This is a genomic window from Paenibacillus sp. T2-29 (assembly GCF_052921365.1).
The window spans coordinates 115,307-132,897 of record NZ_JBREVE010000005.1 but is presented as its reverse complement, the minus strand read 5'-3'; the positions used below and the strand labels follow the sequence as shown (position 1 = coordinate 132,897).

General features: G+C 43.8%; 19 protein-coding genes and 1 riboswitch. Of the genes, 3 read left to right on the top strand and 16 right to left on the bottom strand.

The genetic code is table 11. The features are described from left to right. Nucleotide 1: 1 nt before the first annotated feature. From ACU1JV_RS15925 to pdhA, 3 genes are all read right to left on the bottom strand, one after another. On the bottom strand, nt 2-1,615 hold the full coding sequence (locus ACU1JV_RS15925; protein WP_413986232.1) for a 2-oxo acid dehydrogenase subunit E2: 1,614 nt from the start codon (nt 1,613-1,615) through the stop codon (nt 2-4). A gap of 34 nt (nt 1,616-1,649) precedes the next feature. Then, nucleotides 1,650-2,630, bottom strand: coding sequence for an alpha-ketoacid dehydrogenase subunit beta (locus ACU1JV_RS15920; protein ID WP_013371456.1), 981 nt, complete (start codon nt 2,628-2,630; stop codon nt 1,650-1,652). Nucleotides 2,631-2,730: 100 nt separating this feature from the next. Further along, nucleotides 2,731-3,798: a pyruvate dehydrogenase (acetyl-transferring) E1 component subunit alpha gene (pdhA, locus tag ACU1JV_RS15915; RefSeq protein WP_013371457.1), complete on the bottom strand. Its 1,068-nt coding sequence runs from the start codon at nt 3,796-3,798 to the stop codon at nt 2,731-2,733. A gap of 255 nt (nt 3,799-4,053) precedes the next feature. Here pdhA and ACU1JV_RS15910 point away from each other — a divergent pair, with 255 nt between their 5' ends. Then, a complete protein-coding gene (locus ACU1JV_RS15910) occupies nt 4,054-4,788 on the top strand; it encodes an alpha/beta hydrolase (protein ID WP_013371458.1) in 735 nt (244 codons plus the stop codon). A 145-nt stretch (nt 4,789-4,933) separates the two neighbouring features. Here the strand turns inward: ACU1JV_RS15910 and ACU1JV_RS15905 are convergent, their stop codons facing one another. Continuing rightward, nucleotides 4,934-5,398, bottom strand: coding sequence for a low molecular weight protein-tyrosine-phosphatase (locus ACU1JV_RS15905; protein WP_013371459.1), 465 nt, complete (start codon nt 5,396-5,398; stop codon nt 4,934-4,936). Nucleotides 5,399-5,543: 145 nt separating this feature from the next. Between ACU1JV_RS15905 and ACU1JV_RS15900 the strand changes: the two genes are divergently transcribed. Both ACU1JV_RS15900 and ACU1JV_RS15895 read left to right on the top strand, forming a co-directional pair. Beyond that, nucleotides 5,544-6,185 carry a thiamine diphosphokinase gene (locus ACU1JV_RS15900; protein ID WP_058829630.1) on the top strand — a complete coding sequence of 214 codons (642 nt, stop codon included), beginning with the start codon at nt 5,544-5,546 and terminating at the stop codon, nt 6,183-6,185. A 281-nt stretch (nt 6,186-6,466) separates the two neighbouring features. Further along, a complete protein-coding gene (locus ACU1JV_RS15895; RefSeq protein WP_013371461.1) occupies nt 6,467-6,967 on the top strand; it encodes a C40 family peptidase in 501 nt (166 codons plus the stop codon). A gap of 68 nt (nt 6,968-7,035) precedes the next feature. On the opposite strand, the gene ACU1JV_RS15890 is transcribed toward ACU1JV_RS15895, so the two are convergent. The 12 genes from ACU1JV_RS15890 to ACU1JV_RS15835 all read right to left on the bottom strand — a co-directional run bounded on the left by ACU1JV_RS15890 (nt 7,036) and on the right by ACU1JV_RS15835 (nt 17,557). Further along, on the bottom strand, nt 7,036-7,728 hold the full coding sequence (locus tag ACU1JV_RS15890; RefSeq protein WP_013371462.1) for a response regulator transcription factor: 693 nt from the start codon (nt 7,726-7,728) through the stop codon (nt 7,036-7,038). A 161-nt stretch (nt 7,729-7,889) separates the two neighbouring features. Further along, nucleotides 7,890-8,948 carry a ThiF family adenylyltransferase gene (locus ACU1JV_RS15885; RefSeq protein WP_413986233.1) on the bottom strand — a complete coding sequence of 353 codons (1,059 nt, stop codon included), beginning with the start codon at nt 8,946-8,948 and terminating at the stop codon, nt 7,890-7,892. After that, a complete protein-coding gene (locus ACU1JV_RS15880; protein ID WP_040103594.1) occupies nt 8,945-9,712 on the bottom strand; it encodes a thiazole synthase in 768 nt (255 codons plus the stop codon). Before ACU1JV_RS15880 ends, ACU1JV_RS15885 begins: the two co-directional genes overlap by 4 nt. A gap of 2 nt (nt 9,713-9,714) precedes the next feature. Next, the gene (gene thiS / locus ACU1JV_RS15875; protein ID WP_413986234.1) at nt 9,715-9,918 is read right to left on the bottom strand and encodes a sulfur carrier protein ThiS; all 204 of its coding nucleotides are present in this window, start codon (nt 9,916-9,918) and stop codon (nt 9,715-9,717) included. Next, nucleotides 9,915-11,063: a glycine oxidase ThiO gene (thiO, locus tag ACU1JV_RS15870; protein ID WP_446724603.1), complete on the bottom strand. Its 1,149-nt coding sequence runs from the start codon at nt 11,061-11,063 to the stop codon at nt 9,915-9,917. The genes thiS and thiO overlap by 4 nt, the downstream gene beginning before the upstream one ends. Before the next feature lie 57 nt (nt 11,064-11,120). After that, nucleotides 11,121-11,714, bottom strand: coding sequence for a thiamine phosphate synthase (locus tag ACU1JV_RS15865; protein WP_413986236.1), 594 nt, complete (start codon nt 11,712-11,714; stop codon nt 11,121-11,123). 316 nt (nt 11,715-12,030) lie between these two features. Next, nucleotides 12,031-12,139, bottom strand: a riboswitch (TPP riboswitch). Nucleotides 12,140-12,224: 85 nt separating this feature from the next. Beyond that, nucleotides 12,225-13,778, bottom strand: coding sequence for an ABC-F family ATP-binding cassette domain-containing protein (locus ACU1JV_RS15860; RefSeq protein WP_013371468.1), 1,554 nt, complete (start codon nt 13,776-13,778; stop codon nt 12,225-12,227). Nucleotides 13,779-14,214: 436 nt separating this feature from the next. Further along, nucleotides 14,215-14,754, bottom strand: coding sequence for a cupin domain-containing protein (locus tag ACU1JV_RS15855; RefSeq protein ID WP_013371469.1), 540 nt, complete (start codon nt 14,752-14,754; stop codon nt 14,215-14,217). Between the two features lie 355 nt (nt 14,755-15,109). After that, a complete protein-coding gene (locus ACU1JV_RS15850) occupies nt 15,110-16,099 on the bottom strand; it encodes a hypothetical protein (protein ID WP_058829634.1) in 990 nt (329 codons plus the stop codon). Beyond that, the gene (locus ACU1JV_RS15845; RefSeq protein ID WP_090738939.1) at nt 16,086-16,640 is read right to left on the bottom strand and encodes a hypothetical protein; all 555 of its coding nucleotides are present in this window, start codon (nt 16,638-16,640) and stop codon (nt 16,086-16,088) included. Before ACU1JV_RS15845 ends, ACU1JV_RS15850 begins: the two co-directional genes overlap by 14 nt. A gap of 1 nt (nt 16,641) precedes the next feature. Beyond that, a complete protein-coding gene (locus tag ACU1JV_RS15840) occupies nt 16,642-17,037 on the bottom strand; it encodes a hypothetical protein (RefSeq protein WP_013371472.1) in 396 nt (131 codons plus the stop codon). A gap of 40 nt (nt 17,038-17,077) precedes the next feature. Further along, nucleotides 17,078-17,557 (bottom strand): hypothetical protein, encoded by a 480-nt coding sequence (locus ACU1JV_RS15835; RefSeq protein ID WP_007430644.1) that lies wholly within the window; start codon nt 17,555-17,557, stop codon nt 17,078-17,080. Between the last annotated feature and the right edge of the window lie 34 nt (nt 17,558-17,591).

Genomic DNA, 17,591 nt, shown 5'->3' with positions numbered 1-17,591 from the left:
ATTACACCTCCATTACAAGCAGCTCAGGGTTAGCGAGCAGCTGTTTAATATAGTTCATGAAGTTTTGAGCAGTTGCACCGTCAATAATACGGTGGTCAAAGCTCAGGGAGAGAGCCATTACTGGAGCGGCAACAATTTCACCGTTTTTCACGACTGCTTTTTCACTGATGCGGCCAGTACCCAAAATTGCAACCTCAGGGAAGTTGATGATTGGAGTAAAGAACATACCGCCTGCGGAACCAATGTTCGTGATGGAAATCGTGCTTCCTCTCATTTCATTGGCAGCCAATTTACCATCACGACCGCGTACAGCCAGGTCACGAATGGAATCAGCAATCATCCAGATACTCTTACGATCAGCATCTTTGATAACAGGAACGATCAAGCCGTTGTCTGTATCTGTAGCGATACCAATGTTGTAGTATTTTTTGTAGACAATTTCGTTAGCTTCTTCGTCGATCGAGGCATTCAGAGCCGGGAATTGACGGGAAGCGGCAACCAAAGCTTTTACGATGAATGGCAGGTAAGTTACTTTTGTGCCCTTCTTCTCTGCAATTGGTTTGATACGAGTACGGAAAGCAACCAGCTCGGTTACATCCACTTCATCCATAATTGTAACGTGTGGAGCCGTGTAAGCCGACTTAACCATAGCATTGGAAATTGCTTTACGGATACCTTTAAATGGTACGCGTTCTTCCTCAGCACGCGGATCTGCAGCTGGTGCGGATGGTGCTGCAGCTTTCGCTTCTTTTTTAGCTGGCTCTTGCGCTTTTGCAGCTTCTTTCGCTGCTGGTGCAGCCGCTTGGCTTCCACCATTTTTGAAAGCTTCTACATCTTCTTTAGTGATTTTACCGTTTTTGCCGGAGCCACTCACTTGAGCGATGTTAACACCTTGCTCACGTGCAAATTTGCGAACGCTAGGTGTAGCCAGTACGTCTTTGTTCGAAGCAGCAGGTGTTGCACCTGGTTGCGTGTTCGCTCCACCTTTGGCAGCATCCTCTTCTTGTTTAACAGCAGCTGGTGCTTCTTCTTGCTCAGGAAGTTCACCTTCAGCAGCGATGACAGCCACAACTTGACCTACGTTAAAGATGTCTCCGTCTTTGGCAAACACTTCTTGAACCGTACCATTAACCGGACATGGAACTTCAACTACAGCCTTGTCGTTTTGTACTTCCATGATGATATCATCATCAGTTACTTTGTCGCCGGGCTTGATGTGCATCTTGATGATTTCGCCTTCGTGAAGACCCTCACCCAGCTCTGGGAATTTATATTCAAATCTAGCTGCACCTGTAGCTCCGCCTTGTGCAGCAGCACTTGGCTCAGGGCTAGCAGCTGGCGCTTCCGGTGCATCTTCTTGTTCAGGAAGTTCACCTTCTGCGTCGATGACAGCCACAACTTGACCTACGTTGAAGACGTCTCCGTCTTTGGCAAATACTTCTTGAACCGTACCATTAACCGGACATGGAACTTCAACTACAGCCTTGTCGTTTTGTACTTCCATGATGATATCATCATCAGTTACTTTGTCGCCGGGCTTGATGTGCATCTTGATGATTTCGCCTTCGTGAAGACCTTCACCCAGCTCCGGGAATTTATATTCAAATTTTGCCACGTTTAAAACCTCCCAAATTTACGGTGTGCTTTAATTAAAATTCCAATACTTTATTAACCGCATCAATGATACGTGTTGGCGTTGGCAACCAAGTATCTTCAATTTGAGCAAATGGATAAACGGTATCCGGACCTGCTACACGCAGAACTGGTGCTTCCAGATGCAGGATTGCTTTTTCGTTAATTTGTGCAATAACTTCAGCAGCAACACCGGCACTCTTTTGCGCTTCTTGAACAACGATAGCACGATTGGTTTTTTGAACAGAGGCAACAATGGTATCAATGTCAATCGGGCTGATTGTACGCAAATCAATGATTTCCACTTTAATACCCTTTGTTTTTTCCAGCTCTTCAGCAGCCTTAACCGAAGTGTGTACCATCATACCGTAAGTAATGATCGTCACATCGGAACCTTCACGAACTACATTTGCCTTGCCCAGTTCAACTGTGTAATCATTCTCAGGAACTTCAGCACGGAATGCATGGTACAGGTTCAAATGCTCCATGAAAAATACTGGATCGTTATCGCGAATAGACGCGATCATAAGACCTTTTGCATCGTAAGGGTTGGAAGGAACAACAACCTTAATACCTGGGGTTTGAGTCAAAAGACCTTCCAAGGAATCTGTATGCAGCTCGGCTGCCTTAACACCGCCACCAAAAGGTGTACGGAATACGATTGGAGAATTGTAACGTCCGCCGGAACGGTAACGCATACGGGATGCTTGAATTGCCATTTGATCGAGTGCTTCAAAGATAAAGCCTACGAACTGGATTTCAGCTACAGGGCGGAAACCTTGGATACCCAGACCGACAGCAAGACCCCCGATTGCGGATTCCGCCAGCGGAGTATCGAATACACGTTCTTCGCCAAATTCTTTTTGCAGACCTTCTGTAGCGCGGAATACGCCACCTACATGACCTACGTCTTCACCGAAAAGCAGGACGTTAGGGTCGCGTTTCAACTCTACGCGCAGTGCGTCACGAATCGCTTCTTTCATGTTCATTTGTGCCATTTGCTTCATTTCCTCCTTAAACATTGACAGATCAGTTTCAGTTCAGGTCAATCGAAAAGCAGACCGGATCGGGTTGCCGCCCGGTCTCTTTCAAGTTCAATTATTTAAAATCAGCTTTTTGTTCTTCCAAGTGCTTAGGCGTAGTTTCGAACATGCTATCGATCAGGCCAGGAATTGTCATTTTTTCTGTTTTCTCAGCCTTTTTGATCTCTTCGTTCACTTTTGCCTTAGCTTCTTCTTTTACGCGAGCTGTATCTTCTTCAGTCCAAAGACCTTTTTTCTCAAGGTATTTCGCAAAGCGGGCAATTGGATCTTTTGCATTCCATTCGCCTTCTTCTTCTTTAGAACGATATTTCGTCGCATCATCAGAAAGGGAATGCGGACGGAAACGGTAAGTAACGGCTTCAATCAATGTTGCACCTTCGCCATTACGTCCACGCTCTGCAGCTTCTTGAACAGCTTTAATAACTGCAAGCACGTCCATACCGTCAATTTTCACGCCTTTAATACCAGCAGCTACTGCTTTATGAGCGATCGAAAGGGCAGCGGTTTGTTTCGAGAATGGAGTTGTGATCGCGTAACCATTGTTTTGCACAAAGAAAATAACTGGTAATTTGTATACACCAGCATAGTTCAGACCTTCGTAGAAGTCACCTTCGGAAGAACCACCGTCACCTGTATATGTAATGACGACTTGTTTTTGTTTTTTCAGTTTGTAGCCCATTGCAATTCCCATAGCGTGCAGAATTTGCGCGCCAATGATGATTTGCGGCATCAATACGTTAACGCCGTCCGGAATTTGACCACCGTGTTGATGACCACGGGAATACAAGAAAGCTTGATATAATGGCAGGCCATGCCAAACGAGTTGCGGAATATCTCGGTAGCCTGGTGCAATAAAGTCTTCTTTTTGGAGCGCAAATTCACTACCAACCATTGTTGCTTCTTGTCCGGATACCGGAGCGTAGAAGCCGAGACGTCCTTGACGGCCCAAGTTAACAGCACGGTCATCCCAAGTACGTGTAAATACCATACGATACATAATTTCTTTCAATTGATCATCTGTAAGTTTAGGCAATTTATCTTTATTGATAATTTCACCATCCGGAGAAAGCACGGACAGAGCCTCAACTTCCTCTGTGTAAACTTCATAAGGAACCTTGCTCATTTTCTTCACCTCAACAAAAAAATTTGAATATCAAGTTCCGCTGTTATAGGATTATTATACACCTGTTATATCGCTCGCGTCAAAGATTTAGTTATTTTTTTTGAGTTTACCACATTTTTGTGTATGTAACAGGGTGTGTTTTTTACTATAACAGCTTAGTACATGATTGAAATTTTAAACATCTATTGCAATCAGGGTAATCTTAACTTATTGTGATCCTTAATGCAAAATAATACCCAAGAAAGGTGACGAAAAATGACGGATTCTCGGTATTTAAAACGAACCATCCTTAAAGACGAAGTAGACAGCCGCTTACTTGGCGAAACCCGAACTCTTCGGATTTATTTGCCGCCCGGCTATAATGAAATATTGAGCTACCCGGTCGTCTACTGTCAGGATGGAGAGGAATTCTTCAACTTTGGACGAATTGCAACACACGCCAACCGTCTCATACTGGATGAGGGCGTGGAACCCTTCATTATTGTAGGCGTGGAAGTGAACACCAAAATCAGAACTCAGGAGTACGCTCCCTTCGGCAATCGTTTTGAGGCATACACTGCCTGTTTTGCAGAAGAGATTATTCCCTATGTGGAACAAAAGTATCCTATAAGAAAAGATGCAGCTTCCCGCATTCTTGCTGGGGATTCACTGGGAGGCAGTGTGTCTTTGCATTTGGCGCTATTGTATCCTGAGCTGTTTAATCGCATTATTAGCCTCTCAGGTGCCTACTATGAAGCTTCGCAAGAAATTATTGCCCGTGAGAAAGAACTGTCGCATCTAAATGTATGGATGACAGTTGGCCTTCAGGAAGATGCTTTTGAGAGTGATACCGGCATTTACAACTTTGTAGAGCTGAACCGTCAATGCGCAGATTTACTGCGCGAGCGGAACGCCGAAGTTTCTTACCGTGAAAAGGATGGCAAACATTTATGGGGCTTTTGGCAAAACGAGTTGCCTGACGCGCTAATGTATTTTTTGGATCGTGCCTGAGTAAAAAAACATCCCAGACAATGATGAGGAATGGAGCATTGACCTAGGAGGACATAAGGCTCCTTCCTCTTTTTTTATATTTTGATTACGCTTTCAAAAATATATAACGAAAAACGGCAATGATTGCCGTCATCTGTCGTTCACATTATAGCTTTTCTTCTATGATCTTGTCCAGCAAGGCCTCGCATCCTGCGTCCAATAATCGATAGGTCTCTTCAAAGTTCCCGGTAAAATATGGGTCGGGTACTTCTCTTAACTTTTCTTGAGGAAGCAAATCCATGAATTTTAGAATATCAGCATCTGCTCCACCTGCAAGTTTACGCATGTTTCGTTCATTAGAGTCATCCATGCACACAATATAATCAAATGCATCAAAATCACGATCCGTTATTTGCCGTGCCTGTATGCCTTGTTCGCTGATTCCGTGCAGTTTAAGCTGCTTTAGCGTTCCCTCATGCGGAGGATTTCCAATATGCCAGTCGCCTGTTCCAGCCGAATCCACCCGAATTTCTGCGTCTAATCCCCGTTCCTTTGCTTTATGTCTCAGTATTGCCTCCCCCATGGGAGAGCGGCAAATATTGCCCAAACACACAAACAAAACGTTAATCATTTCGTTCCCCTTCCTAATTCACGTCACACTTTTTTTCTGTTCCATTGTAGCCAGGTCCTCCAAAATTGTGCAAGCCATATTTAACGCGGTATACTTAAAATGATCGTATATCTGGAACCGTATGCAGAAAGAAAGGATGTTGGTTATGATGAAAAAGCGAGCCATTGTATTTTCAGGCGGTCGTCTTAATGAAGAAGATTTACAACAAATACAACCCGATGATTTTATTATAGGCGCAGATAAAGGTGCCCTTTTCCTGATAGAACATGGTATTACACCACACGTCTCTGTAGGAGATTTTGATTCGATTACTTCAGAGGAACAAGAACAGGTAAAATCAGCAAGCCAACGTATGATTGCGTGCGATCCAGTACATAAGGACCTAACTGATACAGAGCTTGCTTTAGAAATTGCTATGGAAGAACAAGTAGATCATGTACTCTTGCTCGGTGTTACTGGCACTCGAATGGACCACACCTTAGCCAATGTTCAAATATTAGTACGGGCCATGCAGCATCACATTAGTTGCGCTATCATGGACGCACATAATTATATTGAGCTGACCGGATCAACGCTCGAGATCCAGCCCATGGGCTATACATATACATCCCTGATTCCTATGACCGCCGAAGTAACAGGTATACAACTGGAAGGATTTATGTATCCCCTTCATAATGCCACACTCAAAATGGGACAATCACGGGGTGTCAGCAATAAGCTAACGGCTGCAAAAGGTACTATTTCTATCAAAAGCGGTCTACTACTCGTTATTCAAAGCAAGGATTAATTATGACATTGTTGTAACTATTTAAAGAGTTGTTCACACACTCAAAACCCTTGACTAACAAGGGTTTTTCGGTTTTTTGAAGGTACTAGAATTAATTTATTTTTTACAAATTGTAATTTTTAATCGTTTTTTAATAATCGCGACGTAAGCCTTGCTCCACAAGCACTTGAGAGTAGTTTTCCAACTATTAGGCGGCTTCAAAACTGTTATACTCAACGCTGTCAGTTAGTTATCAACTCAGCAAAATATTGCACAAATCAATTTTTGGAGGTACTTACAACATGAATATGCATAAAATCATAAAAAAGGTAATTATCGCAGGAGTCGCTGCCACTATCGGCTTTGGTACTTTTGCCATTGAGGGAACAAATACAGCACAAGCTGCTACTGCTACTACTACTGTAGGTCAAAAAGTAATTAACTACGGCAAAAAATATATGGGTACTCCTTATAAGTTTGGAGCTTCCACAAGCACCACACGCAATTTTGACTGTTCTTCTTTCATGAAGCACATATTCAAGAAATACGGAGTCGATTTGCCGCGTACTTCTGTTCAACAGTCTAAAGTCGGACATGCCGTATCCAAGGCCAATTTGAAAAAAGGTGACTTAGTGTTCTTTTCAAGCGGTAGCCGTGCCACAGGACGCAATATTACTCACGTAGCAGTATATATGGGCGGGGGTAAAATCCTACACACTTACGGTGGACCTGGGGTGACCATCTCTGATTTGAACTCCGGAAACTGGAAAAGAACGTACATTAAAGCACGTCGCGTGCTGTAATGTAAAACTCATTTAAGATTGGTAAGCCGGGACGAAAAGTCTCGGCTTTTTTTTATTTAAACTTTATGCTATTTTGCTTCAGTTGGCGTTCTGAGTGAATAGCCAATGCCTCGTTCCGTTCGAATCATTTTAAACTTTTGCCCTCTATCTACTTTAACCCTTAAATGCCTGATGTACACATCTACTACGTTCGTATCAGCGATATAATCATGTTTCCAAACATCCTTTAAAATTTGCTGCCTGCTACAAACTTGATTAAGATGTATCGCCAGATGTAGCAAAAGATCGAATTCTTTCGGAGTTAATTCCAGCTTTCGCTCCCCTCTGCTCACCATTCTGCTTGCAGTGTCTATATGTAAATCCCCTGCCTCGATTGCTCTTTTCACATCACGTTCAACACCAAAAATGCGTAATAAATTAGCTACTCTAGCCTGAAGAACTCTAGGATAAAAGGGCACTACCATTACATCATGTGCTCCTTGTTCAAAGCAGTAAACCATAAGTGCTTCCTCATCTGATGAAATCATTACAAGCAGTGGAACATGAGGATAGTTCTGCTGCAAAATGCGAATCAAGCCTTGAGTGTCCGCCTGTTCATCTTTAATGTTCAGGAGTAGCAAACTCACAGGATTTTGAGCTATATAAGGGCTTACATCCGACGTATTACGAACATGAACCACCTGATAACCTGCCTGCTCCAATGGATGAACGAATACAGCGGGCGCTTCATTTTCATCCACAAGTACAATTAACGGGCTCATCTTTTCACCCACCTGGTTTGGACATCGCATTACATATTGGATACGAACAAGTTTGTTATAAGCCATTAAAACATATTTGTGTTAGTGTAACAAAAAAGCAGAAAATCATTCTCAAAGAATGGTTTTCTGCTTTATGCTTTATGGTTTATGGTTTATGGTTTTCAGCCCAAATAGCGATGATATAGACTTCTTGCTTTTGCCACGTCCTTTGTCCCATGGATCAGCGCTCTGCCATCTGCAAAAACAACTAAGTGATGCTCGCCCACACTAAAGGAAACCAGATACGAATTCCACTCTACGTTCCCCTCACCCAATGCTGTAAATCTATTTGCTATCTCTGCGAGATTCAGATGTGTTCGGTTGGCAGGTCTTATTTGAACGGTATCCCTACCGCACAAAACATCTGTCTTCTGCCGATAAGAAGCTGATAAATAGGGATACGTCGGTTGGCTACCGCAAGAAGGACAATTCGCTTTTTTAAGACGATCCACTGCTATTGCTACATACTCATTTTTCCACAAATCAAACGAAAGCAACTTTCCTCTCAAGTTCTCGGGATATCCACCAAGAAGCTTGAAAGCTTCCGTAGTCTGGTTAGCGGTGACCATTTGTACTGCCTGCGGAATAATCCCGGCCGTATCACAGGTCTCCCCTCCAAGCGGTACAGTTCCCATCAGACAGTGTAGACAAGGTGTCTGACCCGGTAAAATAGTGTAAGTTACACCGTAGCTACCCACACATCCTCCATAAATCCAAGGAATGCGATGCTTGAGTGCCATGTCGTTCATAAGAAGCCGGGTATCGAAATTATCGGTTGCATCCATCATGAGATCTACCCCCTGGATCAACTCTTCCAGCTCTTCTATCCCAACATCCAAGACATGTGCATGTACAATTGTTTCCGAATTAATATCCTTTAATCTTCGCTGGGCAGCTACTGCTTTGGGACACCTTTGCACAGCATCACTTTCCTGAAAAAGCTGCTGGCGCTGCAAATTGCTCCATTCCACATAATCCCGGTCTACCAGGCTTACCGTACCTACGCCTCCACGAACTAACGTTTCTGCAATACCAGTGCCCAGCGCTCCAACACCTATGATTAGTACATGAGAGGAAGCAAGCCGGCGTTGGCCTGCAGGCCCAAAGGGTGCAAACCTTTCCTGTCTGGAATAACGGTCTCTTTGTGGTGGTTCAGCAGCAGATTTTTTAGTAATCCTCATCCCTGAACCATGCCTTCTATCGGACTGCTTGCTGAGGCATAACGTTTTACAGGAATCATCCCCGCCTCAAATCCATATCTGCCTGCACGTACAGCCAGCTTCATGGCCTCAGCCATTTTCACAGGATTCTTCGCTCCTGAGACAGCTGTATTCAGCAGAACACCATCTGCTCCCAACTGCATTGCCATTGCTGCGTCACCAGGTGAGCGAATACCAGCATCGACAATGACCGGAACTTCCGCTTGCTCGATAATCAACTCTAACGAAAACGGATTGAGCAAACCATGTCCTGTACCAATCGGCGACGCTCCAGGCATTACGGCATGTACTCCAAGCTCTTGCAACCTCTTCGCTAGTATCACATCATCCGATATGTAGGGTAGCACGACAAAGCCTTCCTCTAGCAACTTTTCACTAGCTTTCAATGTTTCAAAAGGATCAGGCAACAGCGTCTTGCTATCCCCAATGACTTCTACCTTAATCATATCGCACAAGCCGGAGGCTTTTGCCAACTTGGCAATACGGATTGCCTCCTCTGCTGTTGTTGCCCCCGCTGTGTTGGGAAGAAGTGTATACCGGCTCAAATCCAGTGTATCGAGAAAATGCTGCTTATCCCGTTCCTCCAAATTCAGTCTGCGCACAGCGAACGTTAATATTTCCGTCTCAGCAGCCTCTACAGCTTGGGATTGGATATCCAGATCCGAAAATTTCCCTGTTCCTAGCAACAGCCTTGAGGTAAAAGATGCTTTTCCAATGGTTAACATGATCAACCGCCTCCTACAAAATGTACGATTTCTAGGCAATCTCCATCCTTAAGTACCGTTTCATGATGATCTTCACGGGTCAATATATGCCGATTCAGCTCTACCACTACGGTTTTCACCTTTAAATCAAGTTCATGCAGCAATTGATCCACACGAGTGATTCGATTGGAAATGGTCATACTCTGTCCGTTAATGATCAGCTTCATAAGCTTTCCTCCTTGAGGAGTTCAGAAGAAAATTTACTTATTCCAAGTCCAGCTGCACCAGCCCCTTTAAGCATAGCTGCCATCGCTCGCCCAGTCGCATCACTAAGCAGGACACCGTTGCGATAATGCCCGACTGCAGCATAGACGCCCTCTAGCCCAGGAACAGGACCAATGAAAGGACGCTCCGCAGTTGCCTGCGGACGCAAGCCCGCCCATGCACGTACAAAAGAAGCTTCCTGTACACGCGGCAACCAGGCAGATGCACGTGCTAACAGCCCCTTTAAGCCTCCTACGGTCACCTCTTTGTCATATTGATACGGAAGACTCGTGGCACCAATCCAAAGCTCGTTATTCTGTTTAGGCACGAGGTAAATATCGTCAGCATAAATGGTATAATCCAACGGATGATCCTTCAAGGAGACTGCTACCGCTTCGCCCTTGACCGGGTATAGTGGATAATCAAACCCAATTTGTTCTAGCAATTTCAAGCTGTCCAAGCCTGCGGCAATCACGACCTGATCACAGGAAAAAAATCCACTATCCGTTCGCACACCGCAAACTCGACCATCCTGTATGACCAGTTCCTCAGCTTGAGTTCCAGACCATATTGTTGCTCCCAGCACCGCAGCTGCCCCTGCATAAGCACGGCAAAGCTGGACAGGAGACACTTGTGTCTCCTTTGATCGGTAGATAGCCCCAATTACTTGATCTGCCAAGCCCGGAATCCGTCGGGCCAACTCCTTGGCATCCCACCAAATGGGACGATCATCCTCTCGCATATTCGCAGCATTCCAGCGTTTTTGGCCCTCTGCTTCCGAACGAAATGGGGTCACAAATCCTCCTGTACGAAAGTCCACTGAAATACCCGATAAACGTTCCAAATCACAGACAAGGTCAGGGAATGCATCTCGACTTGTACGGGCAAATCGTGCCAGCTCAAGGTCTGCAAACTCTTCACTTTCCGCTGCCAGCATTCCCACCGCTGCTCCTGATGCTCCCTCACCAGGGATCCATCGTTCCAGCATGATCGTAATGCGTCCCTCCTTAGCCACATGATAAGCAATGGAACTGCCGATCACACCTCCGCCTATGACCAAGCATTCAGCTTGTCCTATCGCTTTTTTCTCTGTATGTGTCTTTAACATATGTTCCGCGTCTCCTCTCCAGTAAGCATTCTGCTTTCCCTTCATCTCGTTTTCTTGCTACAGGTTGTGAACTACAAGATCTACCATTCGCCTATATTCCATCGCTGCTGCAACGGGTGACTTTGCTTCCCATATACCAGACATCACCGCAATTCCGCTTGCTCCAGCATGATAAAGCTCTGGAACATGATGGGGTTGTATGCCTCCCAGCGCTATCACCGGAATGTCCGACAATCTGCAAATGCGTTCAAGCTGTGCTATACCCCGCGGTACAAGACCGGCTTTACAATGGGTCTCATATACATGACCAAATAGTACATAGTCTGCTCCAGCCTGCTCGGCGGTCTGCACCTCCTCCAAGGAATGTACAGACACTCCACAGCGTGTACCCTCTGAAAGTAGACTTTTCGCATCCACCACAGATAACCCATTAGCTGGAAGCTGGACAGCTCCTGCCGAGGTAAGTAAAGCTACGTCCACGCGGTCATTTACTACAATTTGCCGCAAAGGAACTTCCTGCTTGATCATGCTACGAGTCAAAGAAAGCAAAGCAGAGGCACCCTTCTGTTTCGAACGCGCGTGTACATAATGAATATAAGGACAAATAGCGGCAGCCACTTTGGGTACATCCACACAGGAGACACTTTCCATCGTAATTACGTGTAATTCGATCTCATTTTCACCTCACTTGGACTAAAAAATATAAAATAATCGTATAAGCTGAACTATATTGTTGCAGCTCCCTATTGGGTAATATCATACGGAGCCAGCCACATGTACCAGCAATAATGAAAGGAGATCATATGTAAATCCGTCTACGGAAGCTCGAACAAATGAGGATGAACGAAACGCAAAAAGCCACTTCCCAAAGGAAGTGGCTTGACAAACGTTCAAAATCAAACGGACTATTATATCCGTAAACGTATATCGTTCCCTGCGCAAACAAAAGTAAAGAGCTACTACCTTGTTTGTACAGTACTCACTTCCCTACGCTGGCATAACCCAGATCAGGTACAAAGGGTCCGAAATCCATTTATTTCGTCTCAGCCGCATGGGCGGCTCCCCTAGTGTGACTATTTTATTGTATCAGCTAAAGATAGCTTAGCATATTTTCCTAATTCTGCAAACCCCAACTTGTGTGAAATCTGTCAGAACTGGATTTTAGTTAACTTTACTAGACCACTCTTCTACATTCCACGTTTTGGTTACCCAATCCTCGTAAAAGTCCGGTTCGTGGGATACAAGCAATACGGTCCCTTTGTATTCCTTCAAAGCGCGTTTGAGTTCATCCTTTGCTTTGACATCCAAGTGGTTGGTAGGCTCATCAAACAGTACCCAGTTGCTCTCACGCATTAACAGTTTACAAAGGCGGACTTTAGCCTGTTCTCCACCACTAAGCGCAGACAAAGGCCGGGTGATATGCTCATTCTTCAAACCACAACGCGCCAAATGCGCTCGTACTTCATGCTGATTCAAATGTGGAAATTCATTCCATACATCGTCAATCGGTGTAATTTTCTCTGCCTTTACTTCCTGCTCAAAATAAGCGGGCTGCAAAAAATCTCCTTGATAGGTTTTTCCGCTGATCGGAGGTATTTTCCCCAGAATGGTTTTGAGTAACGTAGACTTACCAACACCATTGCAGCCAACAATTGCGATCTTTTCACCACGTTCGATCGTCATGGACATTTTAGGCAAAAGGGCATGAGTATAGCCAATTTCAAAGTCAATACCCTCAAAAACTGTTTTCCCGCTTGCACGGGCTTCTTTGAACTGAAAGGTTGGCTTTGCGGCTTCTTCTGGCTTATCAATACGTTCGATCCGATCAAGCTGCTTTTCACGGCTTTTTGCACGACCTGATGTAGATGCGCGCGCTTTATTGCGCTGAATAAAATCTTCCTGTTTCTTAATATATTCCTGCTGCTTCTCATATGCATCAATATGCTGGGCTTTGTTCAGATCCGCCATCTCAAGAAACTTTTCATAGTTAGCTGAATAACGGGTCATCTTAGCAAATTCAAGATGGTAGATTACATTAACGACTTGGTTCATAAATTCAGTATCATGTGAAATTAGGATAAAAGCATAAGGATAATCCTTCAAATATCGCGTAAGCCACTCAATATGCTCCACATCCAAATAGTTGGTAGGCTCATCCAGCAGCAATACATTTGGCTTTTCCAACAGCAACTTCGCAAGCAGCACCTTTGTCCGTTGCCCACCACTAAGGGCTGCTACATCCCGATCCAGTCCGATGGCAGAGAGACCTAATCCATTCGCCATTTCTTCAACCTTCACATCAATGAGGTAAAAATCCCCCATATCCAGTTGCTCTTGAATTTCTCCCATCTGTTCCAGCAGTACTTCCAACTCTTCGGGAGAAGCCTCTCCCATTTTATCCGTAATCTGCATCATTTCCTTTTCCAGTTCCAACAAAGGAAGAAACGCGTCTTTTAATACATCACGTACTGTTTTACCTGGCGTTAGCTTGGTGTGCTGATCCAGATAGCCATAACGTACACGTGGAGTCCATTCCACTTTGCCTTCATCTTTAAGCAATTTTCCAGTCAGAATGTTCATGAGTGTCGATTTACCAACACCGTTTGCTCCTACCAATCCTACACGTTCCCCCGCAAGTAATCGAAAGGAAACATTTTTAAATAACGCACGGTCCCCAAAGTTGTGGGATACATTTTCTACAGTCAATAAACTCATAAGCTGTTTTTGGCTCCTTATTGTCTCATCGGCATTGCCGAGTGTTCTTATTTCATATAGCTATCGTTTCTTTCAAAGCTTTATTGTAGCACATCCGGCACCCTTATCGGAATATTGAAAACAGCGAATTTTAAGGTTTTCAGATGGATTGGCCTAAAAAAAGAAAAACAGTTAATCGTAGTAGCACTTAAGCTCCTCTTCGGTATGTACGTAAGGAGTTACTTGCTGCTTTGGTAATCTAAGCTTCTAGTATACAGAAGCTTACAATTCCCTAGCAATGAATGCCTAAATAATTGATAAGTTCTAATAACAATTAATAAAAAGGAACTCTATGTAGACAGTTCTCATGAGTATCGGAGGAATAATAAAATGAGAAAATGTAATCATCCCGGTCTGGGTTCTTGACCGGGATGAAATAAAATTAATTTATAATTGGCTATCTTTCAGCAGACATGGCAATTTCTTTTGTTTCATGAACTGTACCAAATGGATGCTCAGGCGGTGCATAGATAACGTATATCTTAAGGGGCGTATTTCCTGTATTAATTACATTGTGCCATTTTCCAGCAGGTATCATAATTGCATAGTCATCATAGGCCATCACTTGATAATCTAATTTGTCTTTCCTATCCCCCATTTGAACAAGTGCCTGACCTTCTTCAATACGTATGAATTGATCAGTTGTTGGATGAGCTTCTAAACCGATATCATCGCCAACATTAATACTCATCAGAGTCACTTGAAAATGTTTCCCTGTCCATATAGCAGTACGATAATTTTTGTTTTGATTTGCAGCCTGGTCAATATTCACTACAAATGGACTTTGTCCATAATCTCTTAATATTATCTTTTCATTGAGATTACTGTCGTTGTTGTACCAATTGTAGTATTGAGGATTATAACTCCGATAGTTGTAATTACAGCTGTTATACATAGGAATATGCCATGGGAAGTGATGGCATGATTTAGGGTACATACTCATTCTCCTTTATTTGATTCAGTGTTTACTTATCATATGCGGTTGCCTATATAAAGGACTAAAAAACCTTCAACATTAGGCAAGAGCCTAAATGATGCCAAGACAAAAATATTCACAAGCGGTTTCGTCTTTTACTTCAACAGATATTAGCACTTAAAATTACATATAACCGCATATACTTTGCGAGTGGTGTCAGCTTCGTTGGAACTCCCCCCGATAAGTCGAGTATCAAATTCCATTTATTTGACTCACTCTTTAAAATAGCAGTGACCATAAAATCGAAAGACTAGGCTGTCACTGCAGGCCAACCTTTTAGTTGACCTAATAATACGAAACCCACCCCGGAGAGTGATTATTTTAAGCTGTTATGATATTTGTATTCGAAATACCCAGCAGCTGCCGCAGATTTTTCATCCGTAAAACGCTCAACCGCTTGAAAAGGGGCTGGATATGAATCTCTATAAAAATATTTCATTTTAGTACCCGGTTCTATGCCTCCAATAATAGATCGCTTTCGGACGACTCTTCCACCACCAAACCCGTAGTTATTGTAATACCTGTCTCCAACTGGAATGCCTTGGATAAACGCAATCATACCCACATCATCTATCGTGTTATACCATTCCTCTTGTGGAATGAGTGGAAGAGTGAACGTATAGGAAATGCCATTCCGTGCTGCTTTTTCGTTATGGACGTTAATCATTCGAGCCAGATCTTCCTGAACGGTGCGAACGATGGTAGAACGGCGCATTTGCTCAAAGGTTAATGAATTGTTCAGGAACGAAATGGGGGTCTGACCCTCAAGCTCCTTTTGAAAACCCTCCACCCATCTCTGATTCCGCGCATCATATGCGTGCAGATAATTGTCCAGGGTGAATCCCACACTATTGCCTGCTGCATCAACATAGGCATAAGGCTTTTTTTCGCTCCACTTGTGGCCTATGACCGCTTGTCCATACGCATCTTTATAGGTTGCTGAAGCGAACGTATAATAACCATCATAGTCCAGAATCACAATGACTGGTATGTAATCCAATAACGCACGTTGTGCTGCTGTATCCCCATCAATGCCCATATTAAGGAAGAAAGTGTGCAGGAACGTCACCAGTGCTTCTTCTTTATCTACACGAAAAAACTTATCTGATCCATATCCGGCCTCGCGTTCCTGATGTTCATTCTGTGAGAGCACAACACCTGCATCCTGAACTGCGGTACGGAGAGCAGACGTATATTTGATTTCTAGCTGCTGTACTTCACGCTGATTCTGCACTCGTAAATCACTAACCACACCAAAGGGCAAAAAGAGTAGGACAAATATAACTGCAAAATCAGTAATCTTCATTCAAAACCATGCCCCCGTAAGAAGCTGAAACTGCCGGCTTATCGTTATCTATTCCACCCAAAATCCAGGATTTGTATAAATCCGCAGGAGTTCGATTCGTATTATGTAATCGTACTGTAAAATAATCTCCGGCCATCAAGGTATACCGACGTGTCTGTTCCGACTTGGGCTGCGAATTATCAGGAAACAGTACAGGTAAGATTTGCGGGTTATAGTAGCCATCGTATACAGCTTCATAATTACCAAGAAAACTGTCTGGCTTCGCCGCATCTGCATAGTTCGGTACATATTTTTTGTGCATATGCTCCAAATCAACTTCGTACGTATTGCCTGTCAGCTCCAGATCACGCATAAAATCGTTATACATCGTCGGTGTAATGTAACCTTTGGTTCTTACCATATCAACAAAATGTACAGTCGAATGATATGTATTTAACCCGGATATATCATCCTGCCGTTCAGCAGCTTGAGCTGCGGGTACGATGTACAAAAGCAATACAGCGAGCAGCGCCCCCAACAGCTTGGATATTATTTGAACCACTTCAGTCCTCCCCCAATTTCTCAAAACGTACAGATGTTATGTCTCCGTTCCCATTACGCTGTGGGTATATGGCATATATAGAGGAAGCATCCAAGGTAGATACATCAGGCTCAAACGGTTCAGAGTATACATCGTACTCTAAACCGTCAACTTGAACCGAAATCCCCTCCTGCAAGTTCATCCGAATGGTCTGGATAACTTGAGTCCCCTTAATCCGTTGCGGCGTCTCCACCTCTATAGTTCTGGATATCCGCCCCTCTGATTGCTCCTCCCGCTGCGACCTTAATTCCAGTGCACTACCCAATTGACTGGACAAGTTTGCTGCTGCTGCACATGCGGTTATAAATAGAATAACTGACACACCAAGCCACAGCATACTTGAAGCGTGATCAGACATGCTCACATCTCCCTTATGACTATTATCTTTGCTGTACTTCTTAAGACTGGGTAAACAACAACCCACGTACCACGTTTGATTTGTCTTTAACGATTTCAGCCTTGAATTTACCACTTGGATTTACGTATTCATTCTCCTTTTCATTAAGTGTATTCGCAATTTTTCCCGTCTTATCACTGCCGCCATTCACAGCACCATACTGCTCGCTGTCTGGACTAATGTTCAGAGCATTTCCATACCACTGTCCTGCCATATTTTTGCCGGTTTTAATCTGAATACCAAACTGGTCCTTTCCCTGAAACTTCCGCAGCGCATTGGTTACCTGGGAGCCGCTAATTGTTGTGCCGTCGTATACTGTAAAGGAGGCTTGAGACAATTCGGTCTGGATATCGGCGAAATTGTTTTGTGCTGTTTTAGTAGCTTCCTGAGCTGAGATAAACAGTATGACTACAATTGTAATTAGTGCGATGGTCAAAAATATCCCAGCAGCTACCTTTAATGCTGTTGATGCATTGTTCATTTCTTTCTCTCCTCAACTTGTAATATTGGTTAAT